The 25576-nt window shown below is 33.1% G+C and carries 21 protein-coding genes and 1 CRISPR repeat array; of the genes, 16 read left to right on the forward strand and 5 right to left on the reverse strand.

The features are described from left to right. Window positions 1–887: 887 nt before the first annotated feature. The 6 genes from cmr4 to D1869_RS14570 are packed head-to-tail and all read left to right on the forward strand — an operon-like array spanning window position 888 to window position 7703. The gene (gene cmr4, locus D1869_RS14545) at window positions 888–1682 is read left to right on the forward strand and encodes a type III-B CRISPR module RAMP protein Cmr4 (RefSeq protein WP_156015765.1); all 795 of its coding nucleotides are present in this window, start codon (window positions 888–890) and stop codon (window positions 1680–1682) included. Further along, the gene (locus tag D1869_RS14550; protein ID WP_156015766.1) at window positions 1682–2152 is read left to right on the forward strand and encodes a type III-B CRISPR module-associated protein Cmr5; all 471 of its coding nucleotides are present in this window, start codon (window positions 1682–1684) and stop codon (window positions 2150–2152) included. The genes cmr4 and D1869_RS14550 overlap by 1 nt, the downstream gene beginning before the upstream one ends. Continuing rightward, entirely contained in the window at window positions 2145–3518 is a 1374-nt protein-coding gene (gene cmr1, locus D1869_RS14555) for a type III-B CRISPR module RAMP protein Cmr1 (protein WP_156015767.1), read from the forward strand. The genes D1869_RS14550 and cmr1 overlap by 8 nt, the downstream gene beginning before the upstream one ends. Continuing rightward, window positions 3518–4246: a type III-B CRISPR module RAMP protein Cmr6 gene (gene cmr6, locus D1869_RS14560; RefSeq protein ID WP_184651066.1), complete on the forward strand. Its 729-nt coding sequence runs from the start codon at window positions 3518–3520 to the stop codon at window positions 4244–4246. Before cmr1 ends, cmr6 begins: the two co-directional genes overlap by 1 nt. Further along, entirely contained in the window at window positions 4231–6888 is a 2658-nt protein-coding gene (locus D1869_RS14565) for a type III-B CRISPR-associated protein Cas10/Cmr2 (RefSeq protein ID WP_156015768.1), read from the forward strand. Before cmr6 ends, D1869_RS14565 begins: the two co-directional genes overlap by 16 nt. A gap of 5 nt (window positions 6889–6893) precedes the next feature. Beyond that, window positions 6894–7703, forward strand: coding sequence for a type III-B CRISPR module-associated Cmr3 family protein (locus D1869_RS14570; protein WP_156015769.1), 810 nt, complete (start codon window positions 6894–6896; stop codon window positions 7701–7703). A gap of 696 nt (window positions 7704–8399) precedes the next feature. Here D1869_RS14570 and D1869_RS14575 read toward each other — a convergent pair. After that, window positions 8400–9554, reverse strand: a complete 1155-nt coding sequence (locus D1869_RS14575) for a hypothetical protein (protein ID WP_375781481.1) — start codon at window positions 9552–9554, stop codon at window positions 8400–8402. Between the two features lie 868 nt (window positions 9555–10422). On the opposite strand from D1869_RS14575, the gene D1869_RS14580 reads away from it, so the two are divergent. The 4 genes from D1869_RS14580 (at window position 10423) to D1869_RS14595 (ending at window position 12005) form a co-directional block, all read left to right on the forward strand. Then, entirely contained in the window at window positions 10423–10593 is a 171-nt protein-coding gene (locus D1869_RS14580; protein WP_156015771.1) for a hypothetical protein, read from the forward strand. Window positions 10594–10679: 86 nt separating this feature from the next. Then, window positions 10680–11222 (forward strand): hypothetical protein, encoded by a 543-nt coding sequence (locus D1869_RS14585; protein WP_156015772.1) that lies wholly within the window; start codon window positions 10680–10682, stop codon window positions 11220–11222. A 220-nt stretch (window positions 11223–11442) separates the two neighbouring features. Continuing rightward, window positions 11443–11796: a hypothetical protein gene (locus D1869_RS14590; RefSeq protein ID WP_156015773.1), complete on the forward strand. Its 354-nt coding sequence runs from the start codon at window positions 11443–11445 to the stop codon at window positions 11794–11796. Between the two features lie 14 nt (window positions 11797–11810). Next, window positions 11811–12005 carry a hypothetical protein gene (locus D1869_RS14595; RefSeq protein ID WP_156015774.1) on the forward strand — a complete coding sequence of 65 codons (195 nt, stop codon included), beginning with the start codon at window positions 11811–11813 and terminating at the stop codon, window positions 12003–12005. An 840-nt stretch (window positions 12006–12845) separates the two neighbouring features. Here the strand turns inward: D1869_RS14595 and cas4a are convergent. After that, entirely contained in the window at window positions 12846–13712 is an 867-nt protein-coding gene (cas4a, locus tag D1869_RS14600; RefSeq protein WP_156015775.1) for a type I-A CRISPR-associated protein Cas4/Csa1, read from the reverse strand. A 43-nt stretch (window positions 13713–13755) separates the two neighbouring features. Between cas4a and cas1 the strand changes: the two genes are divergently transcribed. The 6 genes from cas1 to D1869_RS14625 all read left to right on the forward strand — a co-directional run bounded on the left by cas1 (window position 13756) and on the right by D1869_RS14625 (window position 22615). After that, complete coding sequence (gene cas1 / locus D1869_RS14605) at window positions 13756–14652, forward strand: CRISPR-associated endonuclease Cas1 (RefSeq protein ID WP_156015776.1); 897 nt, start codon at window positions 13756–13758, stop codon at window positions 14650–14652. A gap of 1 nt (window position 14653) precedes the next feature. Further along, window positions 14654–14938 (forward strand): CRISPR-associated endonuclease Cas2, encoded by a 285-nt coding sequence (cas2, locus tag D1869_RS14610; protein WP_156015777.1) that lies wholly within the window; start codon window positions 14654–14656, stop codon window positions 14936–14938. A 121-nt stretch (window positions 14939–15059) separates the two neighbouring features. Beyond that, a CRISPR array of direct repeats spans window positions 15060–19066; the repeat unit is 25 nt; unit sequence CTTTCAATTCCTTTGAGGATTCATC. A gap of 996 nt (window positions 19067–20062) precedes the next feature. Next, entirely contained in the window at window positions 20063–20782 is a 720-nt protein-coding gene (locus tag D1869_RS14615) for a hypothetical protein (RefSeq protein ID WP_156015778.1), read from the forward strand. A 514-nt stretch (window positions 20783–21296) separates the two neighbouring features. After that, a complete protein-coding gene (locus D1869_RS15210; protein ID WP_184651000.1) occupies window positions 21297–21446 on the forward strand; it encodes a hypothetical protein in 150 nt (49 codons plus the stop codon). Continuing rightward, window positions 21403–21804 carry a hypothetical protein gene (locus D1869_RS15595; protein WP_231113653.1) on the forward strand — a complete coding sequence of 134 codons (402 nt, stop codon included), beginning with the start codon at window positions 21403–21405 and terminating at the stop codon, window positions 21802–21804. The genes D1869_RS15210 and D1869_RS15595 overlap by 44 nt, the downstream gene beginning before the upstream one ends. A gap of 607 nt (window positions 21805–22411) precedes the next feature. Continuing rightward, window positions 22412–22615, forward strand: a complete 204-nt coding sequence (locus D1869_RS14625; RefSeq protein ID WP_231113654.1) for a hypothetical protein — start codon at window positions 22412–22414, stop codon at window positions 22613–22615. Between the two features lie 302 nt (window positions 22616–22917). Here D1869_RS14625 and D1869_RS14630 read toward each other — a convergent pair whose 3' ends face one another. From D1869_RS14630 to D1869_RS14640, 3 genes are read right to left on the reverse strand one after another with little or no spacing between them, the layout of a single operon-like run. Then, entirely contained in the window at window positions 22918–23943 is a 1026-nt protein-coding gene (locus D1869_RS14630) for an NAD(P)-dependent alcohol dehydrogenase (protein ID WP_156015779.1), read from the reverse strand. After that, entirely contained in the window at window positions 23930–24388 is a 459-nt protein-coding gene (locus D1869_RS14635) for an iron-sulfur cluster assembly protein (RefSeq protein ID WP_156015780.1), read from the reverse strand. Before D1869_RS14635 ends, D1869_RS14630 begins: the two co-directional genes overlap by 14 nt. A gap of 36 nt (window positions 24389–24424) precedes the next feature. Further along, entirely contained in the window at window positions 24425–25522 is a 1098-nt protein-coding gene (locus tag D1869_RS14640) for an amidohydrolase family protein (protein ID WP_231113655.1), read from the reverse strand. Between the last annotated feature and the right edge of the window lie 54 nt (window positions 25523–25576).

A 25576-nucleotide genomic window follows, 5' to 3' on the forward strand; every position in this document is an offset into this window, starting at 1 on the left:
GCAGTAGTTGAGGGTCAAGTAATAATATGGGTTAATTTAATTTACCTCTTTTAGGTATAAGGAAGGAGTATTAAATGTTTAGAGAAACGAAAAATGAGAATATTTGTTAAGTTCTTTAAAACGAATTTTACAGTATAAGACCTTTGTATCATCATGATTATCGTAAATTTCTATATAATATAAATAGAATATAAGAAATCAATATCATAGTTTCACTTTTTATGTAGATTTTCCTTAATTCAATAAGTTTATATAACTATGCAACACTACGAGATAAAACTCATCATGATTATTAAGCCTCACATAAAACTTAGATAATACTCTCTCTGATAAATTATGGGACTGTGTTTAGATAGTTATTAATTTCTAAAAATTTTAGCAAAAAATTATAGTAAATACAAAAGGGTTCTACTATCTTTATTCACTGAAAAGACATAGAAATTTGAAGATTTTGTTTTAAACATTTGTGTTTAAAGGTTATGATTTCTTTATAAGGTTACCTAACAACCAAAGGCTATTTATCCTCGCATCTCCTCGAGAATGATACATTCCTTAAGTAAGGTTTATTTTAATGTGGTTAAAGATACTAATTAACTTAATATAATATTACAATAAATTTTAAATTTCATGACTGTTTGAGAACATCCTCAGAAAGCGTATAATGCTCCACTTTAATCGAAGGTTATGGAGAGAGATCATAGCTTAGTATCTTATACTAAAATAATTTATTTTATGTATAAACTATACGCAATAAGGTAGTATTGGAAACATTATGTTCTATGCAAAGTTGTTATTAATTTACAAATTTATTAAGTAATTTCTAACTTATTATCAGATGTTATATAAATAAGGAAATACTTATATTTAACTCTCAAAAATTATTTATTGTGTCAAAGACTTATTTAGTCTTAGCCTATGCAATAACTCCTGTTCACGTAGGAATGGGGAGAGCTCCTGGTGTAGTAGATCTGCCGTTCCAAAGGGATTCAATAGGTTATCCTATAGTTTACGGCTCTAGCTTTAAGGGGGTTCTAAAATCAACATTAATGGGAAAAAATGATAAGCTTGCAAAATGTATATTCGGTGCTGAACCCGACGAAGATGAAAAATATATGGGTAGGTTTATAATTACTGATCTTATACCCGTTTTTTACCCTATAGCTAGCCTTGATGGATATATTTACGTTTCTACAGATTATCTACTAAGAAAGACATTGGATATCTTAAGTATATTTAAGGATACTTCTGCTATGAAAATTGAAAATATATATACTATCACTAATCACGGAGAAGAGATAGGTATATTACTAGGTAAATTAAAATCATCTTATACCCTCACTCTTAGTGATAGTGTTAAAAAGTTAGGCAGCCTAATTAAAGATAAAGTTTATGTTTTTAGTGACGATGTAGGATTGCAAGTGGTTGAGTCAGCCCTTGTGAGAGTGACAAGGAATGTGCTAGACGATAATACTAAGAAATCTCAAAACTTGTGGACTGAGGAGTACTTACCTCAAGGAACAGTTTTCATAGGAGCTATAATAGATGCCGAAAGGACTAATGAGTTGTGCGTAGGTATAAAAGATATTGATAAAGAGTTTAGGGAAAAATTAGATAATGCTGCAATATTTCTGGGGGGTAAAGAAACTATAGGAAAAGGACTTGTGAAAATAAAGGTGATTTAATGAACGAGTATGTAGATTTTGCTATAAATATAGGCAAAAGGATTATATCAGCGAATTGTCAATTAGAGAAAGACTTAAGTAAACCTGGTTTAGTCAGAAGGGCTGTGGACTTCCCTTCATTAATGCTCAGTCTAGGTTTTTCTTCAGCTTATATGTTCTATATTTCTAAGGTGGAGAAATATGAAAATGTACATAAGGTTTATCAGGTATTGAAGGGTGTTAGTAATGATACTTCGGTTATATGTGAGGAGTTACAAAAGAAGGAAAGTGCAGGATATTCTGGTTACATCGGTATTCTTCTCCTAACTCTGGAAAAGATAGGGAAGAACGTTATTATAACCTCTGATACAAGTAAACTATATTATGAATTAATCGACATAGCTACTAAGGTTGATTTTAAGGATGAGAGGATAATGTTACTGTATCTAAATGAAATAAAGAAGGTTTTGGAGGCTTTACCTTATGAGTGAGAAAATAAATTTAATAAACTTAGAAAAAGAAGTTAATAAACTAGTTGAACAAAGGCTAGTAGCAAGAATAAGGTTTAGAGGAATCACGCCTTGGTGGGGTGGAGATTATGAAGGAAAGACTTCAGGACATGTTGATGAAGATGAAATAATAGGCAGATTAAGATGGTTCTTAAGAACTGTTTATAATAGGTTTTGTGCTACGAATCTCAATAGTTACGCAGAAGCCGAAAAGTTTGTTTCACAATATTTGGGTTCTACTAATTCTAAGTCACTGTATACTATTAAAACCAGCAATACACAACCGACTAAGAGTAATTGTACTGATTTACCCAGAATTAGGCTTTTCGCTCAGGGTGAAAGAAATAAGCCTAATTCTATGCCAGTAAATATTAGAGAGCTTATAGTTGAGATTTATCGAAATAAAAAAACGGAATTCGATGAGATTATTATTGATTCTTTGATAATAACCTTAGCTTTTTTAGGGGTAGGAAAAGGAGTCAATAGGGGATTCGGTAGATTTATCCCAGATAATTGTGCTGAAGCTACTGAGAGTGTTTGTGATAAGGTATTAAATGGTGATGTAAAAGGTGCCTTTAAAGAATTTTATACTACATTCAAAAGAGTTACTAATTGTAATAGAAATAATGTGTGGTATGAGTCAGCAGTACCAGTAGCACCGTTACCAGAAGGAGACTCCTCAGATGCCATTAAGGTTATATCTTGTAATACAAATGTATGCGGACAATTGGAAGCTATCCAAAAAGCTGTAATGAAATCAACATTTAAGACTTGTGCTTTTAATACTAAGATTACAGATGAAGGTGGTTATATTCATACATTCATACTTGGGTTGCCAAGGCATTCTAAGGTTACATTTAAAACCAACGTTAAAGGTTATAATCTTAATGTGGACCCGCAAAACTTAGATAATATTATTAGAAAGTATTTTCAATTAAATAATAATATAAAGACTGATAAAGAAGGTAACAAATATAAACCACTTAACGGTATTACTGGTTATTATGGATTAAGAGGAGTCGAGCTAGCTGAGATCAGAAGGCAATCAATGTATATTATCTCGCCTTTTAAGGATAAGATTTTAATACTCCCATTTTTGTCATTACTAGACCATGAGATGGAAGTAAGCGATATAGTACATATAGGAGTACACACTAACTATAAAATAGCTGATCGGATTAAAGTTCTAGTAAGGCCAGTAACAAGTTTAATGAATGAATCTGGATTATCCGCTCACGAAAGACAGTTGGCATCAAGAAATAAAAATTTATCTGCTGGGGGCTTAAAACAATTAATCGAAAATTACACAAATGCCCTACAAATAATGATAAGATGCTGGTGCAGATAATGGTAAACTCATTACTTAGTGCTATAAAAGCTTATATTGAGTATTTGAGAAGAGGTAATAATGTTAAATTGAACGCTAAGGAAAACGTGATGAGACAATTAGTTTCATATAAGTTAAATACTAGTGTAATTAACGCTTACATTAATGATCTATACAAAGCTCTCGAGAAGTCTAATAAGTGTTTCATAGAAATAAAATTTAAAACTTTACGTAAATTTATTTCAGGTTGGAGTCCTATATACTTCATAACGGAAGTACCTATGTCATGGGATCTAATACTTGATACGCCTTACATATCCGGTTCGACTATTAAAGGAATTATAAAGGACTATTTTAAGGAATTAACAAACGACGAGAAGATGACATCATGTATATTTGGAGATCCTAATGGAGTAGGAAAGGTAATCTTCTTTGACGCTTATCCAGTCTCCTCTGGGCAAATATTAGATTATGATATTATGACTCCACATTACAGTGGTGCAGATAATGAGTATTATGTAAATCCTGTTCCAATAAAGTTCCTAGCAATAAATGAAGGAGTAGAATTCGTAACTTTCGTAGCATTCGATAAGAAGGAATTAGAAGAGTGTGGAAAAAATTCCCTATATCAATTATTACAATCCTTCTTATTTTCAATGAAGATGGGTTGGGGAAGAAGAACTAGTAGAGGTTATGGTGATTTAACTATTATATCTAAGGAGGTAGAGTTAAAATGCCCGAGTTCCTAGATAAGAAAATAATAGCCTATTTTCACGATCCACCTTGGAAGGCGTGGATAATCACTGGAGATATTAAAGGAAGCCATGAAGAGCATGCAATAGAGTTATTAAAAAAATTAGGAATAGAAATAGAAGACATACCACCAGAGATTAAAGCAGCAGATAAATTGGCCTCTACGATAGATAGGTGGATAATTAATATACTCTACTCTGATTTAGAAAATAATAAGGAGAAAGGTAAAAAAGTAGACAAGGTAATATTTAAGCTAAACATCTTCTCCCCATCAAAAAGGTTCAAGTTAGATAGGCCTAAAATATCGGAACAAGATGTGAATAAATTCGTAGACGATCTCACAAATATTGTGAATAGTGAGAAAAAGGAATTTAGATATCACTTAATTTATTTCCTAACTCCGTTACTTTGGTATAAGTATTTTCCGAATACTCCTCCCCTCGCAGATACTAGAGTACCAACTCACACTATATTTGACCACGCAACTGCTACTGCAGCTATGTTAAATATAATAGAATGTAAAGGGGATGAATTAAAGTTTAAGGGTTCAGTAACTGTACTAGAATTTCCATCAATTCAAGAATTTATTTCCATAAGTAGGAAAAGCAGAGACTTATGGGTATCAAGCTGGTTATCTTCTGCATTATTATGGAAATCGATTGAGGAATTTGTTAAAAAGTATGGTCCAGATATAGTTCTCAGGCCAGAGTTAAGCTTAAATCACTTCTTTATATCATGGCTTTATAATAACGTAAAAAATAATTTAAAAATTAAGGAATACGCCGAGAAATATGCGGGTCTTAAGGATGATCCTAGGATATCAATGATGAGTGAAAAAGTAATATTACTTTTACCTGATGATGACGAGAATAAAATAAAGGATATCCTTAAGAAAAACTTCTACAATGCTTGGAAAATTATAGCAGAGGAAGTAATAGGTGAATGGAGCTCGGTAAGTGATTATATTAGAAAAGCAATAGAAACTCCTCCAATAAATCCTGTAATTAATATTGTAAAGATAAGTAATGTATTCAAAGAGTATTCAGAAAAAGTAGGAATAGGAAAAGATATAAGATGCACAAGAGGAACGTTTCCATTAGAGTACTCGTTATTCTTTGAATTTTTGTATAAGAAAGCACTAGACTATAGTAAGGTTAAGTACTCCTATGGGAGTTTAATAAGTGATATAGTTAGTGAAATATCGAAACAACCTTACAAGGTATGTACAGTTTGCGGAATTTTACCCTCAGTATTATATTATCATAGTGATGATAAAATAGACGATAAAGAAGAGAATGACGTAGACGATTACTTATGCCCATACTGTGCAGTAAAACGCGAATTAAAAAGTGATAAATTTGTTAACGTCATAGATAAATTAGGAATTAAGGTTGTTGGAATAAAATATAGATTTCCGTCAACTTCAGAATTGGCAATGGCAGATTTCGCAGAACATTACGTAAAAATTATAAAAGATACTTTTGAAACAGGAGAAGAAATATTCTCTAAAGATATAGACAAGGTATTTAAAAACCCCACTGCAGCAGAAAACTACTGTAGATGTTATAGTGGTGTAAAATCAGCATGCGGTATAGTAGATAAGGAGTTACTTAAACAATACGGTAATTTATATTATGCCATTATTAAAGCCGATGCAGATTATATGGGTAAGGGATTCTGGAACGGTGTATTACCAGGGAAAAACGGTCATTTGACAGTTAAGGAATATATGGAAGAAATAGCAAATTACTTGAAAGAAATTGGAGCAGAAGAACAAATAGTAAAAAACATACTTGAAAAATCCTCTAAAGTTGAAGACGCACTTGTTAATATAAGGAAAAAGTTGTACCCAGATCAGCAACAAATTTACAACCAGATACCACTAACACCAGCATATGCTTATACGCTTTCTAGATCATTAACTCTTCAAGCAGTAATTGATAATAGAATACTAAACTATAATACTGCAGTACCTATATATCTAGGTGGAGATGATATATTAGCATTATCACCAATAAGATTTAATGAAAAATATGTGGTTTTAGACTCGATAATGCAGACAAGAAAGTCTTACTGGAGATATGCAGACGATCCAAATAATAGTTTTGATGGCTTTAAGTCTTATAGTGGGATAGTAATTGATTCGTTAAGAGCCTACGGTAGAAGTTATTCAATTTTTGTTGCTCATTATAAAGACCCACTACCATTGTCTATTTCGGTCTCAAATTATCTACTAGAGCTAAAGGATAAAGTTGAAGGCAAAGACGTAGTCTTTATATCTTCTGGTAGAGGAATTTCAAATTTCGAATACAGTATATTAAAATTCAGCTATAATGGAGAATTTAATGATAATCAAATAAAAATAGTAGGAAAATTTCTGGAATTGATAGAGAATGAAAAAGTCAGTAATAGTTTAATTTATGATGCAATCAATATAGGAGAGTATAAGGGAGATAGAGAAGTCTTTAAGCGCTTAGTTTACAGAGTAATAGATAGGAATACCAATGATGAAAAAGTCGCAAAAGACCTTTATAACGAGCTAAAGGACTTAATAGGTAATAGTGTATGTAAAGGTGAAGTTTGTAAGGATAGAGAGTCTTTCCTTAATATAATATATGCGGTATCTTATCTGAGGTGATTAATGTGTACTTACTCATAAGACCATTAGGTTCAGTAGTTTTTAAATGGGGAGGATATAGTTCAATACTTATAAGCGGTTCAATTAATACTGGTTACTTTGAACCTTTACCTATGCCTTCAACAATTTACGGGCTTTTAAAATACGCTTATACAGTCAAAAGGTTAGGCATAGAAACACCTAAATTTAAGGGTCCGTTATTTTATGTGAAAGGCAAGGATAAGGTGGCATTATGTGTTCACATGTTCCCTCAAGGACTAAAGTGTAATACTGAAGGCAAAGAGAATGATATTAGAATAGAAGAGGAAGACTTTGAAAGGAGAATAGGGATAGCCATAGACAGAAAAACCAAAATAACTAAAGAAGGCTACATTTATATGGAAAAAATGCTCGATTTATACAAATTATCAAGAAAAATAATCGATACCGAAGTAGAAAAATATGGTATTCTAATAGAAGTTGAAGACGAAAACGCTAAAAAACTAAACGGCTTTATAGTACCTTTTGGAGGAGAATCTAGACCCGCAAAAATAAGTATCGAGGAAGTAAGTTTTAAAAAACTAGGAAAAAGGTTACTAGCCTCACCTGCAATAATCGATAAAGGAGATGAAAATCATATTGAATGGAATTCAGAAAACGTGAAAATAAAGATGGTAACAAACAAGTTAACTTATAGACTAATATCATTAGGTTTTGAGATAGGCAAAAGGCTTCAAATAAGATTATCACTAATGCCAACCGTAGAGATACTATATAATAAAGACTTTGTTGGTTACTTCATTGAAAAAGGTTGGGGTTCAATAATAGAAATTTAATTTAGATAATGATAGTTATACTATTTATCAGGTTAATGAATTTTACTAACTACTTAAGACTTCTCAGAAAGATATTAAGTCGATAATTGAGACTGTTCTCATGCAGACATGGAATTCTAAAATTATTTTTAATATTATATAAATTGTCAATATTGTGTTTAATCGTTTTCAAATAAACCTTATTTAATGATGTTGTCCAACTCAGGGAGACACGAGGATAAATAACCTATACTCGTTAGGTAACTGTATAAAGATTTCATGTAGCAGTTTACGTAAAATCCTAACGATAAGATAATTTTTAAATAAATCATTCTTAGCAGTGAATATTCTTACTATGAAAACGATATAACTTATCCTATTTACTGAAATTAGATATAAGTATTAGAAAATTCTTTGTAAGAATTATCTTGTGCAACGATTTTCCAATAAATGCTAATTTCATGGTCTTCATATACAACTATTTAAAAACCATTCTTTATATTTCTATATCTTTTAGTGACTCGTGCTAGTAGATATCATTTTTATGGCTACTACAATATTTCTGCAAATATCTTTTTTAAATTGATGACTGTTTTAGAACAGTCCAATTTTCAAAATTAAAAAATATAACTAAGAAAGAAACTTATTCGAATAAAGTTATAAGAGCAATTACTAGTACAATAGATTTATTTTTAAGGGGTATTTTTTGGCCTATCGTTAAGGGAATATTTTATCGAAGAGAACGCTACAAGGAGAAGATGACATCACAGCATCTACAGGAATGTTACACTTAATCAACTCCCCGTTTTTAAACTCACACCACTCTAGACTGTTGGTGGGATCAAAGAATACGAGTCTGGTTAGTTTGGCTAGGCAATCTATCACTATTGTGTAGTTCTGATCTGGGAATTTTTGTCCTTCAAATAGGTCGAGGGAAAAGCCTGGAATAGAATATCCTAGCCTACGTACAAGACTAAGCCTTGACACTTTAGCACCATATTGAACTAGCTGAGAGACATGGATTATTCCGTTCAAAGGAGAGTAAGTAGGATTGGGAACTGGTGGTAGGTTCGATAAGATATTCTCAACATCTACGTCTTTAACGTACGGGTTCCCTAACTTTATTGATCTGTTGATAATCAGTTTATTCTGCCTATCGTAGATTTTCACCAGTACATCGCGTCCTTGGCCGTAGACTTCACCATAATAATAAGGCAGTAGACTCTTAGCGTAATTGATAACTTGAGATGTTGCTGATTTACTTAAGTTAGACTTAAACTCAAGCACTAGTAAGGGGTAATCACAGTCTATAGTATTTCCGTTTCTGTAGACCACTAGGTCGGGATATAAGGGATTCATGCCAGTAGGATCAGGAATAGTACACTCAGAAACTGGATAATAACCAGTCTTACTAATTATTCTATAAAATTCTGCTCTTGAGAATCGTTCGTAAGTCGGGGCTCTCATAATTTGGCTCATAATGTTCTCCATGCTAATCGACGATAAAGAAGCAGTAAATGAGCCAACGTTCCTAGACAAGAAATCTATAAGGCCGTTAATTTGATCTTTTAGAGAATTATAAGGGTATTGGAATATTTCTCTTGAGCCTTGAAGTATGATTAAAGAGTATCCATGTTTGGTTAAACCAGCCACTACTGTATATAAGGGCTTCAGTATAGAGGCATAGTTTTGAGCTTGCCTTACTGCCTGACTTTCTGTGACTTTAGTGTCAAATTTAACTTCAATGACCATGAAGATATAGCAGTGCTCTCTGGCACAGATATAGACTACTAAGTCGGGCCTCCTATTGTCAGGTAGCACAGGCTCTGGCACAACTACGTTGGGTATTCTATTGGAATTCAAATGGTTCACTATTGATGTGTATATAATATCTCTGATCTAGCCCTCTTTAGGAATTCTACTCATGGTTTTCGCTTAGATATAATTTAATAAATAATGTAATATATAAAAGTTTTCATATCAAGATAAGAGATAAAATAAGTAGTAATAGCTAGGAAAAGAGGTGAAAGACCCCTAAAGAATGTTTATGAGTAAGAGAAATAATGCGGACTCTAGCAATGAATCTTTTATTCACTAGTAGTATTTTAGATTCTTTTTCCTTCTCTTAGATAATTTCTTGATCTTATTATTTAGGTTAATAAATACTTTTTACACTCTTACTGTTTGTAGAGATGTTTCATAATTTAGTTTTAATGTATGTTTATTCCAGTTATTAAACTAACAAATCTCATTGCATGCCAAAGAAACTGGAGGAAAGAGGCAATGTGGGAAAACTTTAGGGACTGTTCTCAGACAGTCATCAATTTCGAAAAATGTTTATAAAAATATTATAGTAAATATAAAAATGTCTTTACTATCTTGAGTAACTGAAAGGATCTAGAAATGTAAAGAGTAAATATTGTTTTATAAAATACTTATGTGCAAAAGTTGTGAGGTACTCGAAGGTAACCTGACAAGTCCAGCTTATTTATCCTCACATCTTCTCGAGAAAGATAACATCTTTAAATAAGGCTTACTTGAAGGTAATACAATATATTAGAAATGAGTTTATATAATATAGTCCTTGTTCATAATAGTTATAAAGGACTAGATTTATCTACAATAGAAAGTGTGTTAGATAATCAAGACAACAAGATATACTTTGTATTAGTGAATTTTCCCTTTGCATTTACTAAGAAAGATATTATATTTATAAGTCCTCATATGGTTATATTTATATATGGAGAATAATGACCAAAGTAGTTGTTGCGGGTACGAGTTAAGATTTTTCGTTACGCTTACCAGTGGGATAAGACTTGATAGTGAATACTGTAAAGTAATAAGTTTCTTAAAGCATAAAAAGCAAAAAACTGGATACTTTTATCTAAAGAAAAAGATTAGAGATTTTTAGAGAATATTACTGGATTTGATGTAAAGACGCTGAAGGAAATAAGTGAGCTTATAGATGGAAACCATTCAATACAATATAGTAGTATTATGGGATCCTCATATTATTCGGCAGAATACCCTTATCTTAGTATACCAGAATTTAAAATTGCACAAAACGTTAATGACAAAGATACGTATCTTCCGATACAAGTGACTAGTGTAAAACCTTGCGAAACAAAAGTAAGATGTAGCATCAAAAAGGAAAAAGAAACAAGGAATGAGGAGTATAGTGAAGGCGTACTACTCATCGCCCTAGATAAAAATAATGATAATGAGAAATTGAAAGTAGCATATGATACTATTTTTCTCTTTCTATATAACGACAGCCCCGCTCCGAAAGGTTGGGCCTTATTTTCGATGGACTTAGCTTCCAGAATACTGTTTTTAGTATTACCAATAGCAGAGTTTACCATAAAAGAGGGGAGTAAAATAGACTTTTATGTTATTCCAATAGTACAATTCGTTGAAAATGAAGAATACCAAATCAGAAAAACTTTTTCTCTTAGTCTACTATTTATTCCTAGGAACGCAATAGGGGATTCTGTTATTAATTCCGATGAACACCTGGAGTTGCCAGATTTGAAAAAATAATAAGCGGAGATCTTGTAGATTTTTAAAGAAATTTTTCAATCACATTAATGAAAAAATTTCTAATAAAGGGAATTTCATTTCTAATCTCTCTAAGATCTTCAAAAATACTAATAACGAAGAAGTTGAGATCAGAGATCTCTTTGCACTTATTCTTTTAGCCTTAATATTCATGTTCTCAGACTCAACAAAGATCTATAAGAAGATCGAGAAACAGCAGAATATGTGGGATACTTTAGTTGATTTAATTGAGAGTTGTTACATAAGACATATACAGATCCTGGAGAACTCTGGAAAATGTATACCCAGACTAGCTGTTGAGAGAGTCATCTTAAACTTGGCTTATGAGGAGAAACCAGATAGGGCTTGGCTAGAACGCTTACACAAAATATTAAGCGAAAAGACTCGCAGCTATAACACCTTCGATTTTAGAAGAGATTTTCTTGATTATGATATTTACGGCGAATTATCTTTTGCGAACGAATACACTGTTTACTCCATAATGAATGTGAGAGATTATGAAAAGGGAATTGAAGTTTATTCCGCTTTAAATTCATGGAACATTTCTATTTCTTAATCTCATCTCTTTCTATGTTACTAGCTACACTTTATTCTATATATAATATAATAGCTTACGAAAAAAGCGAGAAGATACTTTATATAGAAAATGAGATGATAGACGATCTTTATGAATTATATGACATTGATTTTGCTCCTTACTTTAAACAACTTTTCAGAAAGCTTAGGAGGACTTTTTGGGGCAGATGCAGATTACCAGGCCCTTAGGGAAAAGGTAGAATTAACTAAGGATAATAGCATTAGAGAATTGGAAGAAAGGAGAAATGATATTTTGTTAACAGCTACTATTCTGGGTATTATTGCAATTCCTCTAGTTCTATATTTCAATACATATAATTTAATAAATTCGTTAGTACTAGGCATAATATTGGGCTTATCTGCTGGTATCTCGTATGCTTTTCTAGTACATTTATTACATAAAAATAGAACCTCTCGCCTTTCTTTTAAAAACAACTAATTATAATTTAGCATAAAATTAGTCTGAATAAAAATTCGCAAAATTGAATGAGGTAAGTTTTGTGTCTGAAAAGTTCCAGAATTAGTTATATACACTGCATCTCTATATAGAGAAACCAATGTTATATGATGTTAATTGATGGATGATTCCGAAAAGTACAATTTAATGATAAAATTGCAATATTATTACTAAAAATAAACAATCTAATTGCGATAAAGGGAAAATAAGGAGTTAAAACTTTTCTTATCTGAAAACAATAGAAAGCTTGAAGAAAAATGGAAGAGATGTTGGCATATGGAATAGAGTCAGTAATATTTACATGACAGTAGCTACAATAATATTCTCTGTATTCTTACTAAACTTTATCAACATCTTGATAGGCATATTATTAAGCTTAGTAGTCTAAATTAAGGAAAACTAACATAACTTTCTTTTTCTTTTAAGTAATTATTCAATGATAATGATGGATAAGTTATCTTTTCTAGGATATTCTGGACAAAGAATTCAATAGAATTAAGTGAAAGTAGTTTATATTAACAAGATTAGTTTCCCCTTCACATTTAAAAGTAGCAAAAGAAATGCGAATACCACTATCCTCCCTTACAGTAAGGCAAAAAAGGACAATCAGCACTACACTTCTTAGCTAACCCAGGATCAACATCATCGTCAATTGCTCTGAGAGCCCTATCCCTAACCTCAACAAACTCCTGCCTTAAAGTATCAGTAATAACAATAAGCCTACAATTATTGTGGACTTTACCTTCAATAACATTAACATAACAAAGATAACCAAAGTCAACGGGTATTTCATACTGGCTCTCAAAAGCTAAAGCATAACCCGCTAAAGCCAACTCATGATCCCTCTTATAACTCCCCGTCTTCATCTCAGCAATTAGAGGAAGACTGGGAATAAATGCGTCAACCCTCAAAGCACTCTGAAGACCTATTAAAGAACCGTCAACGGGATATTCAACATAAAAGGGAATTACTAAAGAGGCTAAAGAATCCTTTCTGAGGAATGGCTTACTCCTAGCCTTCTCAAGTTCGGCAGAATAAATAGAGACAATATGATCCCATAAAATCTTAGCTACTTCGATAACTTCGACCTTAAGATTGTAAAACTCATCTGTCATCAAAGTCCTAAGCTTAACGCTATCTAAATCCTCATGCTCATAAATAAGCCTCTTAATAGTCTCTATAGCAGTAGTATAAGTTGTATGAACCGTATTCCCTATTTTAGCCTCAGCCTTAGGCATAATACCCTTATGTTTCAAATACACATATCTACCAGAATCACAAAGACCGTTAGTTAAATCGGAAACGCTAAGCAGTGTGTTTGAAGAGGGGTACAATGGAGGTTCATTCCAGTGCCATCCCCTAAGTTCTTCAGAAATAGCCCTAGGAAATCCCTTCATCTTCCTTGAAAGTAACTGAATCTCTGAAAGAGTAAAGAACACAAAATTAGTTAGATTTTTGATTTAAAAATTTGTATTACCAAATGTGGAAAAGAGAATAGCATTTGTAAAAGATTGGGGAGCCTACATAAGAGTCAATAAGGGTAGAATTGAATGTGTAGTAAAAAACGAGGTGAAGTGGAGCCTTTCCCCCGCTGAAGTTTCTTCAATAATCTTCCTCGTAAATTCTTCCCTCTCAACTGAAGTAATCAGATTGGCGAACGAATTCGGGATAGAGTTAGTCTTCTTTCACGACAGTGAACCGATAGCTAGAGTAATTACTGCAAAATACGGCGGTTCAATGAAGGTTTGGATTAAACAGATAAGAGAGGCCAAAAACAACCCGGAAAAATACGCTAAGCAGTTCATTTACGGTAAAATACATAACCAGTGGGTTACGATCCACTATTATGAGAAAAAGTACGGGTTTAAATTAGGTGGAGATGAACTGTACGGAATTACGAAAGAAGTAATTACGGCAAATAATATAGAAGAAATTATGGTTAAAGAAGCTGAAGGGGCTAAAATCTATTGGAAAGGTGTAAAATATCTTTTACCGAAAGAGTTGGGATTTAAGGGTAGGAAGAAAAAGGGAGAGAACCTAGACCCGTTTAATAAAGCGTTAAACATAGGCTACGGGTTGTTAAGGAAAAGCGTGTGGGGAGCAGTAATTTCAGCTGGTCTAAACCCCTATATAGGATTCCTCCATAAGTTCAGATCTGGAAGATTATCGTTGGTTTTTGATTTAATGGAGGAGTTCAGATCACCTTTTGTAGACAGGCCATTAATAGGACTTGCAAGAGAAAACTATGAGAAGTTAAAAGACTTAAAAGTGGTTTACTCCACCTTCGTTTTTGATGAGGACGAAATATACACTCAAGCTAGGAGGCTTGTAAACTCAATACTCCACGGAGATGAATATAGACCCTTTATGGCGAAGTGAAATGTTGTACATAGTATTTTATGATATAAGTGATGATGGGATGAGAAATAAAGTAGCTGATGTGCTAAAGAAAAAGGGTTTGATCAGGGTACAGTACAGTGTGTTCATTGGGGATCTGAACTCAGCGAGATTAAAAGACGTTATAGCTTCGCTTAGAGTTCTCTATAGGTTGAATAAGGAGGGAAGGTTTTCGGTAATGATCTTACCGGTAACGCAGGCAATGTTTAATCAGAGGATTATGATCGGAGATGAGTTTAAGGAAAATGAGGATAAGATAATCTGGTAACTTCTCTTTATTGTCGTAATAATTTATTTATCACCCTTTTATCCCTTGCTGTATATTTATCAATTCCTTTTGAGAATCATCGGCATGAAGGAGATTAACGGGAAAAAGATGAACTGGAAAACTTTCAATTCCTTTTGGGATTTATCGAATTAGGTGAGTTACAATGAGTAATATTCAAGAGATTGCAAAAGAAATCACTTTCAATTCCTTTGAGGATTCATCTTAGGTTATATTACGCTGGCATAATCAACGTAAAAGCGACCTTTCAATTCCTTTGAGGATTCATCTGGTATATTGTATAGTCATGGTGTATATGTAGATGGAAACTTTCAATTCCTTTGAGGATTCATCTGTATATTGAAAAATATTATGGCAAGGTTGATGAGGTTTACTTTCAATTCCTTTGAGGATTCATCTAATATTAGAGTGAGGTGGGGGAAAATGAAAAATGAATTCTTTCAATTCCTTTGAGGATTCATCTCAAGGCAATATAAGTTTAGAGTGTTAATGATACTAGATACTTTCAATTCCTTTGAGGATTCATCATGAAGACATTTGAATGGAGTACCGCTTTCGATATCCTAGTCTTTCAATTCCTTTGAGGATTCATCAAACGACTTCAAAGGATTTTTCGCTAGAGCGTATAACGTCTTTCAATTCCTTTGAGGATTCATCCTAAATGCCCTAAAAGCAAGACTGTATGATTTCACTTTCAATTCCTTTGAGGATTCATCGAATAGTTTTTTGATAGAAAATGGTGGATTGCAATAACTACTTTCAATTCCTTTGAGGATTCATCAAAAATGGCAAGGAAGTTATTGCGTTTAAACCTGTATCACCTTTCAATTCCTTTGAGGATTCATCATTAGTATAGAGCCCCCGCGTTTCGGGGGAAGTGGTCTTCTTTCAATTCCTTTGAGGATTCATCGACGAAATTTACGCCATATTGAAAGACAGATCCAAATGGACTTTCAATTCCTTTGAGGATTCATCTTTGTACACAATAAATAATGAGTTAACGATGAAAAAAGCTTTCAATTCCTTTGAGGATTCATCAGAAGACGCACTTTATGAAAGAGTAATTAAGAATAAACCCTTTCAATTCCTTTGAGGATTCATCCTGGCATATTTAACGAATAGTAGTAAGGTTGAAATTAATGTAGAGCTTTCAATTCCTTTGAGGATTCATCGTTCAACGTTTCGTTAATGCATTAAGACGATATATAAACGCTTTCAATTCCTTTGAGGATTCATCGTATACAGCTTTTAAAAAAATAAATTTTTCCCCTTCTATCCTTTCAATTCCTTTGAGGATTCATCAGTCGTTGATGGCAAGAGCGAGATGTCTGTCATTGTTTCAATCTTTCAATTCCTTTGAGGATTCATCGTCAAATTAATAGCATTAGGTAAAGCAACGGCTAATTTAATCTTTCAATTCCTTTGAGGATTCATCATTATTTCCAATTAAAAAAATGGTGAGCTAAAAATGGTCTTTCAATTCCTTTGAGGATTCATCCGATGGACTATGCAACAGATCTTCAAAAGGATTGATTTCCTTTCAATTCCTTTGAGGATTCATCCGTTATTGAGCTCTTAGCATATCTTTTGGCGTATCATAACTTTCAATTCCTTTGAGGATTCATCGATAACATAACGTTATTACGCTGTAAATGTTGTCAAACTTTCAATTCCTTTGAGGATTCATCACATATTTAGCGATTTAAACGGTGACCAGAACGACATATTCTTTCAATTCCTTTGAGGATTCATCTAACAATGAAGGCAATGGGGAAAGCAGTTTCTAATGCTATCTTTCAATTCCTTTGAGGATTCATCGAGCAAGTAAACATGAAAGGTAGGAAAATATTGGTTCCTCTTTCAATTCCTTTGAGGATTCATCAATAGTGGATAAGCTCAAGGAACTATATATTAAGACGGTAACCTTTCAATTCCTTTGAGGATTCATCCCATCGTTAAGAAGCGGATAAACGCTGGGTTGTCTTTAATCTTTCAATTCCTTTGAGGATTCATCGTTATAGTTACGTTAGAATACGACTTCAGAAACGGAATACTTTCAATTCCTTTGAGGATTCATCATTACGATATTTATTAACGCAATGTTACAAAACATGGTGCTTTCAATTCCTTTGAGGATTCATCTTTATTACTATGACGAATTAAACGAAATCGCTAACGACTTCTTCTTTCAATTCCTTTGAGGATTCATCGCAAAGTAGAAAAATGGATTTGGTCTGGGCGAGAGAAATCTTTCAATTCCTTTGAGGATTCATCACTGAAGAAGTTGACGGTAGACATGGTCTTTTTTAAGACTTTCAATTCCTTTGAGGATTCATCCTTTTTCCCCTATGGAGAGAATGTTCTCCCCCTAGAGACTTTCAATTCCTTTGAGGATTCATCCTGGTAACGTGTACAAAATGTTATTTTTGGCGAGTCAACTTTCAATTCCTTTGAGGATTCATCAATGTTGATGTTGGGTGAAAAAAAAGTGAAAATCCAAAACACTTTCAATTCCTTTGAGGATTCATCGTTTGATGGGCTTGTATGGTTGCCTCAGCCACCTATACCTTTCAATTCCTTTGAGGATTCATCAATATGTCGTTAGCAATAATACCATTTTCTAAACGTTTATCTTTCAATTCCTTTGAGGATTCATCAGTTGATGAACAATAACGAGATAAGATTAAACGCTATTGCTTTCAATTCCTTTGAGGATTCATCATAAACTAGGAAATTGTTGACAGAACTGGGGGTCATTCTTTCAATTCCTTTGAGGATTCATCTACGCTCAACGTCTGTTACGCCAATTATATCAACATCTAAACTTTCAATTCCTTTGAGGATTCATCTAGTTAAAGATTCTGAACTAGAAAATGTCCAAATAATAGTCTTTCAATTCCTTTGAGGATTCATATTTCAGGATATATTGGTAGGGTGATGGTGGTAGTACTTTCAATTCCTTTGAGGATTCATCAACTATTTAAATCTTTCTCTACACAAATGATAGAGAACTTTCAATTCCTTTGAGGATTCATCCTTCAGAGGAGAATTTCAAGGAATTCAGGATTTTGGAGCTTTCAATTCCTTTGAGGATTCATCAAATTTATCAAAGGAGTTGAGACAATGATTAAGTTCACACTTTCAATTCCTTTGAGGATTCATCGGAAATCAGTAATCACGTTTATACCTTTAACACAAAATAACTTTCAATTCCTTTGAGGATTCATCCTATTAGACTTTTTGCAAAACGCTAGGGTGTCTGTACGTATCTTTCAATTCCTTTGAGGATTCATCATTTATCCCAATCATTCACAAAGTAAGTGACAAAACTACTTTCAATTCCTTTGAGGATTCATCATCGTTTTCGTGCAAATCTAACCAATATTGCTGTTGTCTTTCAATTCCTTTGAGGATTCATCGAGTAATATGGGTGGTAAGATGTCGTTTGAATTTGAATACTTTCAATTCCTTTGAGGATTCATCAATTTGAAGCATACGTAGAAGACTACGTTATATTCTTTCAATTCCTTTGAGGATTCATCGAAGATGAACAACAAACTGAAAGTAATGATAGTCAACACTTTCAATTCCTTTGAGGATTCATCATGACTATGCAAAAAGATGCTCAAGTTCAAAATATCTTTCAATTCCTTTGAGGATTCATCGTAAAGTATCGGCTAACGTTTGGATGATGATCTTATCTTTCAATTCCTTTGAGGATTCATCTTACCTAAATATGAGAGGGAACAACTCCTTACTACAAACTTTCAATTCCTTTGAGGATTCATCATTTACTATAACTGGTTGTTGGGGAAGGTACTGCAGTATATCTTTCAATTCCTTTGAGGATTCATCCAAACTAACCACCCATGTCCTTCGTTAGATCGAGTAAATCTTTCAATTCCTTTGAGGATTCATCTATTTTCAAAAATAGGGAGCCTATACATAAAAATTCATGACTTTCAATTCCTTTGAGGATTCATCGTTTCCCAACCATGACATCGACCCGCTGTTGTCTAGTACTTTCAATTCCTTTGAGGATTCATCGTAGACTATTTCACAGAAGAGAATAATGAAATGGTTATCTTTCAATTCCTTTGAGGATTCATCTGTTTTGTTTTTATACTACTTTACTTCATTTTTCGTTTTTCTCCTTTATAAGTTTTTGTTTTCAAGGTTTTTCTTCTTGCGACCTTTTTTCCTAGTAATTTCTTTTCCCTTTTTTGGTCGCATTGTTCAAATGCTGAATTGAATTAAAGAGTTAATTTATAAATGTTAGTGATACGGTACTATTATCGTATTGGTCGCACCGGTTTTAATAAATTTACGTTTTTAAATCTATCGTAAAAATCGGAGATTCTACGTAATCAATTTGAACTCTTCCTTCCCTGGAATAGTATCATCACGTTAAACATTTTTAAAGAAATGATAGAATATAACAAAAATTATTCAATTACACGTGATAGAAATATTTATAAAAACACTTTTAACCCACGGTTTTTACGTAAAAAACTATACGATGATATATTAAACAGTTTTAATAACAGTATAAGGTGAGTTTGTCCTTACACCTCGGAGTGAGAAGAACTGGGGTAAAGGGGATAGGGTAAATTGAGATCTTCATTATACTGACTTTTCGTACTAAAGGCTCTGTAACTGTTTACCTTCAACCGTCTATTATCAGCACTTTTATCTAGATGTGGGATAAAAATTGGATTCGTAATATAGACGATTCTATGTCTAAAGGAGTAAGATAGAATATCTATGACTAATGATACATATGGAGAGGAATCTAATCAAATGCGAATTGTAACATTTAGAATTATATTAGCAAATCGTTGAGAGGAGCTGGGGAAATCCCTCATAATAAGTCGATATGTCAACAAATCTCTTAAGAGAGACTGTAAAAGTTGTAATATCTATATTACAGCTTAAGATCGTAGAATTTTTATCGAATCTAACACAGAACCTACTTTTTACTCAACACTTGATTTTGAATTTAAGTAAAATCAATGAGTTTAACATCTTAGAAAATAGAAGGATTCAGTGAAGTCTTCAAAAAGATAATCCTTTTATATTTCTATTTTTTAATTCTATGCCAAAGAAGTGATAAAAACGAAAAATAAGAATGAAGGAATAAAGTTAGTAAGCCTTCTTATATTGATATTTCTACTATGTCCTCAAACGTTAGTAAGTTTCCCAACACTTTATAATCATTCCGAACCGATTTTTCAAAATGCGACAATACAACAGTTTTTTCAGAATTACATGCAATTAGATCTTCAATTTTGGCTATCGCATACAAACTATGGGCAAGTTTCTGAGCAAAGTTCCTATTCTGGAAACGTAGTTTTTACTCAGTCCGGCATACCGGATGGGAATAAGTGGGTAGTTAGAATATTCTCTCAAGGAAATGACTGCATAGCTAGGTACTCTAGTCATTCCAATCAACTGGCGTTCAATCTTCCTAACGGTAAATATATTTATGCTGTAAGTTCATGTAATCCTTTATATGTTACGAGTAATGGTGTTAACGTTTTAAATGTGCAGGGTAATGCAAATGTGTCAATTCACTTTGTTCCAGCACCGTGGGCAGGAGGACCTAACGGATACCATCCTTACGAACCAATAAGAGGGTATCAAACCGTTACTCTAAATCTTTATCCAACTGATGGACCAGAAGGCTTAAGTTTCGGTGCCATGAATTCAACTATTGAATTCTGCGTATATTTAGGCTTTAATGAAATTTACTCTAAAATAAAATGCTATTCAAACTCATTTTTGACCTTGTCTATATCTGCGTTCTTATCACACCTGAGTCTGTAGAAAAACGGAACATCGCTCAGCCATATAACGATTCCACCCTTAAGAAGGAAGTTACCCAGATTATTGTTAAGATTAAAAAGGTCTATATAAGAAGCGTTAAATGCCGTATACGGTAAGACATCTTGAAGGAAGACAATCACATCTCCTTTACCGTGATTTAATAACCACTGTTCTATGCTGAAATAGTTTAGCCTTCTATTGTGTATCCCCATCAAGGACTTTTCTGACTTCTTCTTTTCTCAGAAATTCCATGCCTATATTTTCTAACTTGTCGTCGTAATATACAGCGATTTCCATGAGGAAATCTTAGCTTGGCTAATTAAAATACTTTTATCCTTGGGCTTGTATTGCATCTAGAAACATATCGTTAAACTAATGATACCTAAAATTTTACGGATTGCTTATATAATGAGTTAGGATTTGTATCTTTTTCCTTCACATCTACTATGAAAAACTCTTACTCAATTAACTTTCACGCATTAAGCTTATTACTAACTAAGAAAAATTTCTTCTTATGAAAAAGAGAGCAATAATATTAGTACCGGAATCGCAGTTAGAAAAGATGGAAAAACTTAGGAGGGGAGAGATAATAACTTTCGGCAAGTTTAAGGTGATAGTTAGTGGGAGTGAGAGTAAGGATAAAGCTGGAGGCAGTAACGGGTAAAACTGCTTATGTTATAGCTCTGCTAAACAGCGGGGCTGAGAGCGAGAGACCAAGCATAGCACTGCCCATGGAAATAGCAGAACAACTCGAACTTGATAAATTGAAGGCAGAAACTGCATATTCAGAGGAAGCTACTACGTCAGTTGAAATAAAGCTTTATAGAGATGCAGTAAAGTGTACCTTAATTGATGGTAATGAGGAACTAACTTCGACTATTTTAGATGTTGCTGTTGCTGAAGGTTTAACTGAACCTTTACTCTCTGACTCGGCAATCGATGCTTTAAATATTGAAATACTGAGCTTTAGTAAGGGGCTTTGGAGGATTAGAGGTGAGAATAAGATTAGGAGGGGTATGTAGATATAAAAACTGTTTGAGCCAATATTCTTAGCTACTAAGTTCTTCCTAGATCATGATTAGTGTGAACATATACTCTGTTTCTACTATTAAGATAGGAGAAATGAGTGAGTATATAAAACACAGGTTTTATCATTCTGTTTCTAATATTAAGATACTATATTACTTATTATTAGGTTAGGAAAACATCACAGCTATACGTCACGTTAAAAATATATAAGGAAAGGTCCTCTTACTAACTAAAAATTTCTTTTTGATAAGCGATGAGACTAGGAAGTAAAAATTAAAAATGTTCATAACTTCACGAAATAAATATTATAATTTTTTATGGTAAGGGATCCCCTTAAACTGCTAATCAAAAATGTATAAATTTCCCGAAAGATAAAACATTGCTTTTTAAAGTGTTTACCCATGGCGTAACTTATCCTTACTTTTAATTACTTCTAATTCCGCCACGGTCACCCTTGAATCGAGCTTACTTGAAGGGGATACAGTATATTAGAAGTAAACTGATATAATATTACAAGAAATTGTCGAATTTCATGACTGTTTGAGAACAGTCCCCGATATTTATAGATCTTCATGTTCTGTGGGAAATAAAGAGTTCCGTATGTACTTCATCTTCTTAGGATATTATTGCTGTATTGAGGACTTTATTTTGAAAATTTGTAATGAGCAGATAAGGGAATTTAGAGGCAAAGGATGCTGTAAAGAATATAAAAAGGAGTTAAAAAAGATAAAGAATAATTGCATAGAAAAGATTATTGATGAATTATTTAAGATAATAGAAAATGTACTAAAAGATCTAATGTAAATTTCTATCATATTACATATTGATAATCTTAAATGTTCTTTAGGTAGTGCGAATAGATAGACAGAAAATTCCTAAAAATTCACGATTTCTTAAAAAATACATTTTAAATTTACTCTTCTATCTTGTATCTTGATTAGAAACATATATTTGTATGTATGCTCATAGAAACTATAAAATATGGCAATTTTCCTAAATTGTAGTATCTAACTAAGTCTTATTTCCTTCATGAAGAAAGATGTTAAATTAAGATCGAGGGAAGAAAATAAATAGCTTAGATTTATGTTATGATATTCCTATCTAGATTATGGTACTAATATTGCTCTTCCAGCTATTTTTCCACTCTTAAGCATTTCTAATGCCTTATTTGCCTCCTCTAACCGAAACATTTGCGTTCTTAATTTCACTTTTCCTTTAGCATATAATTCAACTAACTCAGCTAACTCATTATATGTCCCCACTAAATTCCCTATAACACTTATTTCTCTACTAATGAAATCCAGTGTCGTATTAGTAAATTCTCCACCGTATCCTACAATCGAGTATATTCCTCCCTTTTTAATCATTCTTATAGCGTTCTTAGGTGTACCGTGCTCTCCTACAAAGTCCAGTACCGCATCTGCTCCCTCATTGTTAGTTAACTTTAATACTTCATTAACCCCTCCATCAGCTCCAGCTATTACTCCCTCATCCGCTCCCAATTCCTTAGCTAATTTTATCCTATCCTCACTAACATCAACAGCTATTATTGTTGCAGGTGTTATTGCCTTCAGTATTTGCACTGCTATATGCCCCAATCCTCCTATTCCTATTACTACTACCCTACTGTCTGGATCTAGTTTTAATTTCTTTACCGCGTGGTAAGCTGTTAAACCCGCATCTGCTAATGGTGCCATTGGTGTTGGGTCTACATTTTTAGGCAATTTTATAGCCGAATAGGCTGATGTTTTTAAATATTCAGCGTAACCTCCATCAGTCCCATCAAGTCCCGGAAACTTACCATTTGGACAATGCATATCATTACCAGCCCTACATGCCTTACAGTGTCTGCAAGTTATGTACGGATGTAGGATTACCGGGTCTCCTTTACTTAACCAATCCACAGCACTACCAACTTCCTCAATTATTCCTACATTTTCATGCCCGATAGTGAAGGGTAGTTTTGGATTAAATACATCTTTCCAAATTCCCTCTTGAATGTGTAAATCAGTTCTGCAAACCCCCGCACCCTTTATTCTTACTATGATATCATAAGGCCCAGTTATTTTTGGATAATCTACTTCATCTAATTGTAAGGGTGCATTATATTCATGAATTCTAACTGCCTTCACGTTTCATCCTCTCCTCAGCTAATAATTTACACATTTCTCCAGTTATACCTAAGGATAATCTTACTAACTTGTCCGATTTGTTTTTAGGATTAATTCCTTTTTCCAATCTTTGGTAAAATTTCTTCTTTAAATCATCATAAAGTCCTTTCATGGCTTCATCCCCGTAACACTCATCAAATTTTAGCCCCTTGTTTATGCATTTTGTTAATTTTTCACTGTCATGATGAGCTGTAATCTCTATATCAATTGTCTCATATTTTCTCTTTAATTTCTCTCTTAAATCTTCAAGGATCATGTATAGGAATGTTGGGGGACACCAAAAAGTAGGTGGAGAGAGTACTACCCTTATCTTATTTTCTCCCTCTTCAATTTGTTTAACAAATCCTAATTCGACTATTGAGCTTAAAGTCTCTGGGTCTATAACACTTTTAAGAATTTCGCTCATTTAATACACCTCCTTTTTATAGTGACTCATCATCATTTAATATGCAACCTCTTTACTTAACTTAGTTTCAAGAACCTTAGCTCTACTTTTAATATCGTCATTTAATGTTTTCATAATTTCATTAACATCTATTCCCCACAGTTTTGCTGCGTTTTCATACAATATTTTCTTCTTTATATCTAAAGTTAGTTGAACTCCGTATTCCTTTTCTATATCCGGTGGTAATTCGAATTTAATGAAATCCTCTATTATCCATTTTGGATTCCATATTGCATAGTCTGATCCGTATAATATTCTATCTGGTCCTAACCAGAATAATAGTTCAGCCATTATTTGTGCAAAGTATCTTGGTCTCTTATGTATAAACGCTGTAGCTACTGCTAATCCAGCATAAACGTTTTTATCTTGAACTCCTATCCAACAGAAATCATCAAATCTTGGTAATCCTATATGTGTTACTACAAATTTCATTTCCGGGAATGATGAAGCTGCAGCATCTACATCTTTTACATCAAACGCATCCTTATCTAGGGGCCATACAGTTGGTCCCTTATGGGGTACTAAGATGTTTATTCCAAGTGATTTACTAAATTCTATGAACTCAAAAGCTTCTCTTGAATCTAATCTCCATCCTCTTGATAAATTGCCACCAATATCTTTCCATTCTGCAGTGTATAGTTTCACATGACGCATTTGCCAAGGTTTAACCCTATATTTTCTAACATCTTCCTCTAATTGTTTTTTACCTTGTTCACCATCTCTGGGATCCCATCTGGTACCTATTATAAATCTGTAGGGATTTTCATAAACTAGTTTGCCGAATTCTTCAGTGTTTCCGAAAGGTGTACGATAGAAGTATAATAGATATTGTGGTTGGGTAATTCCTATATCAACGTAACCGTTAAGAAATACGTCTTCAATCATTTTCTTTGGTCCGTAATATTTGAAGGTATTATAATCCATTATATATTCTTGGGGACTTAACGATTTGTGGTAGTCGTAAAAGCAATCTATCCATCCTTTAGCCAATTCTGGTCTTAACCAATTATCCTCATGGGCTTTCCATACATGTATATGATAATCTATTACGGGGATCTCATGAATTTTACCATCTGGTGTTTCTACTTTTATCAAATATTTCCCCATATTATATTGATCATGTTTATTTAAAAATCTTTGTTAAAAAAG

It is taken from the genome of Sulfurisphaera ohwakuensis, from assembly GCF_009729055.1.
GTDB lineage: Archaea > Thermoproteota > Thermoprotei_A > Sulfolobales > Sulfolobaceae > Sulfurisphaera > Sulfurisphaera ohwakuensis.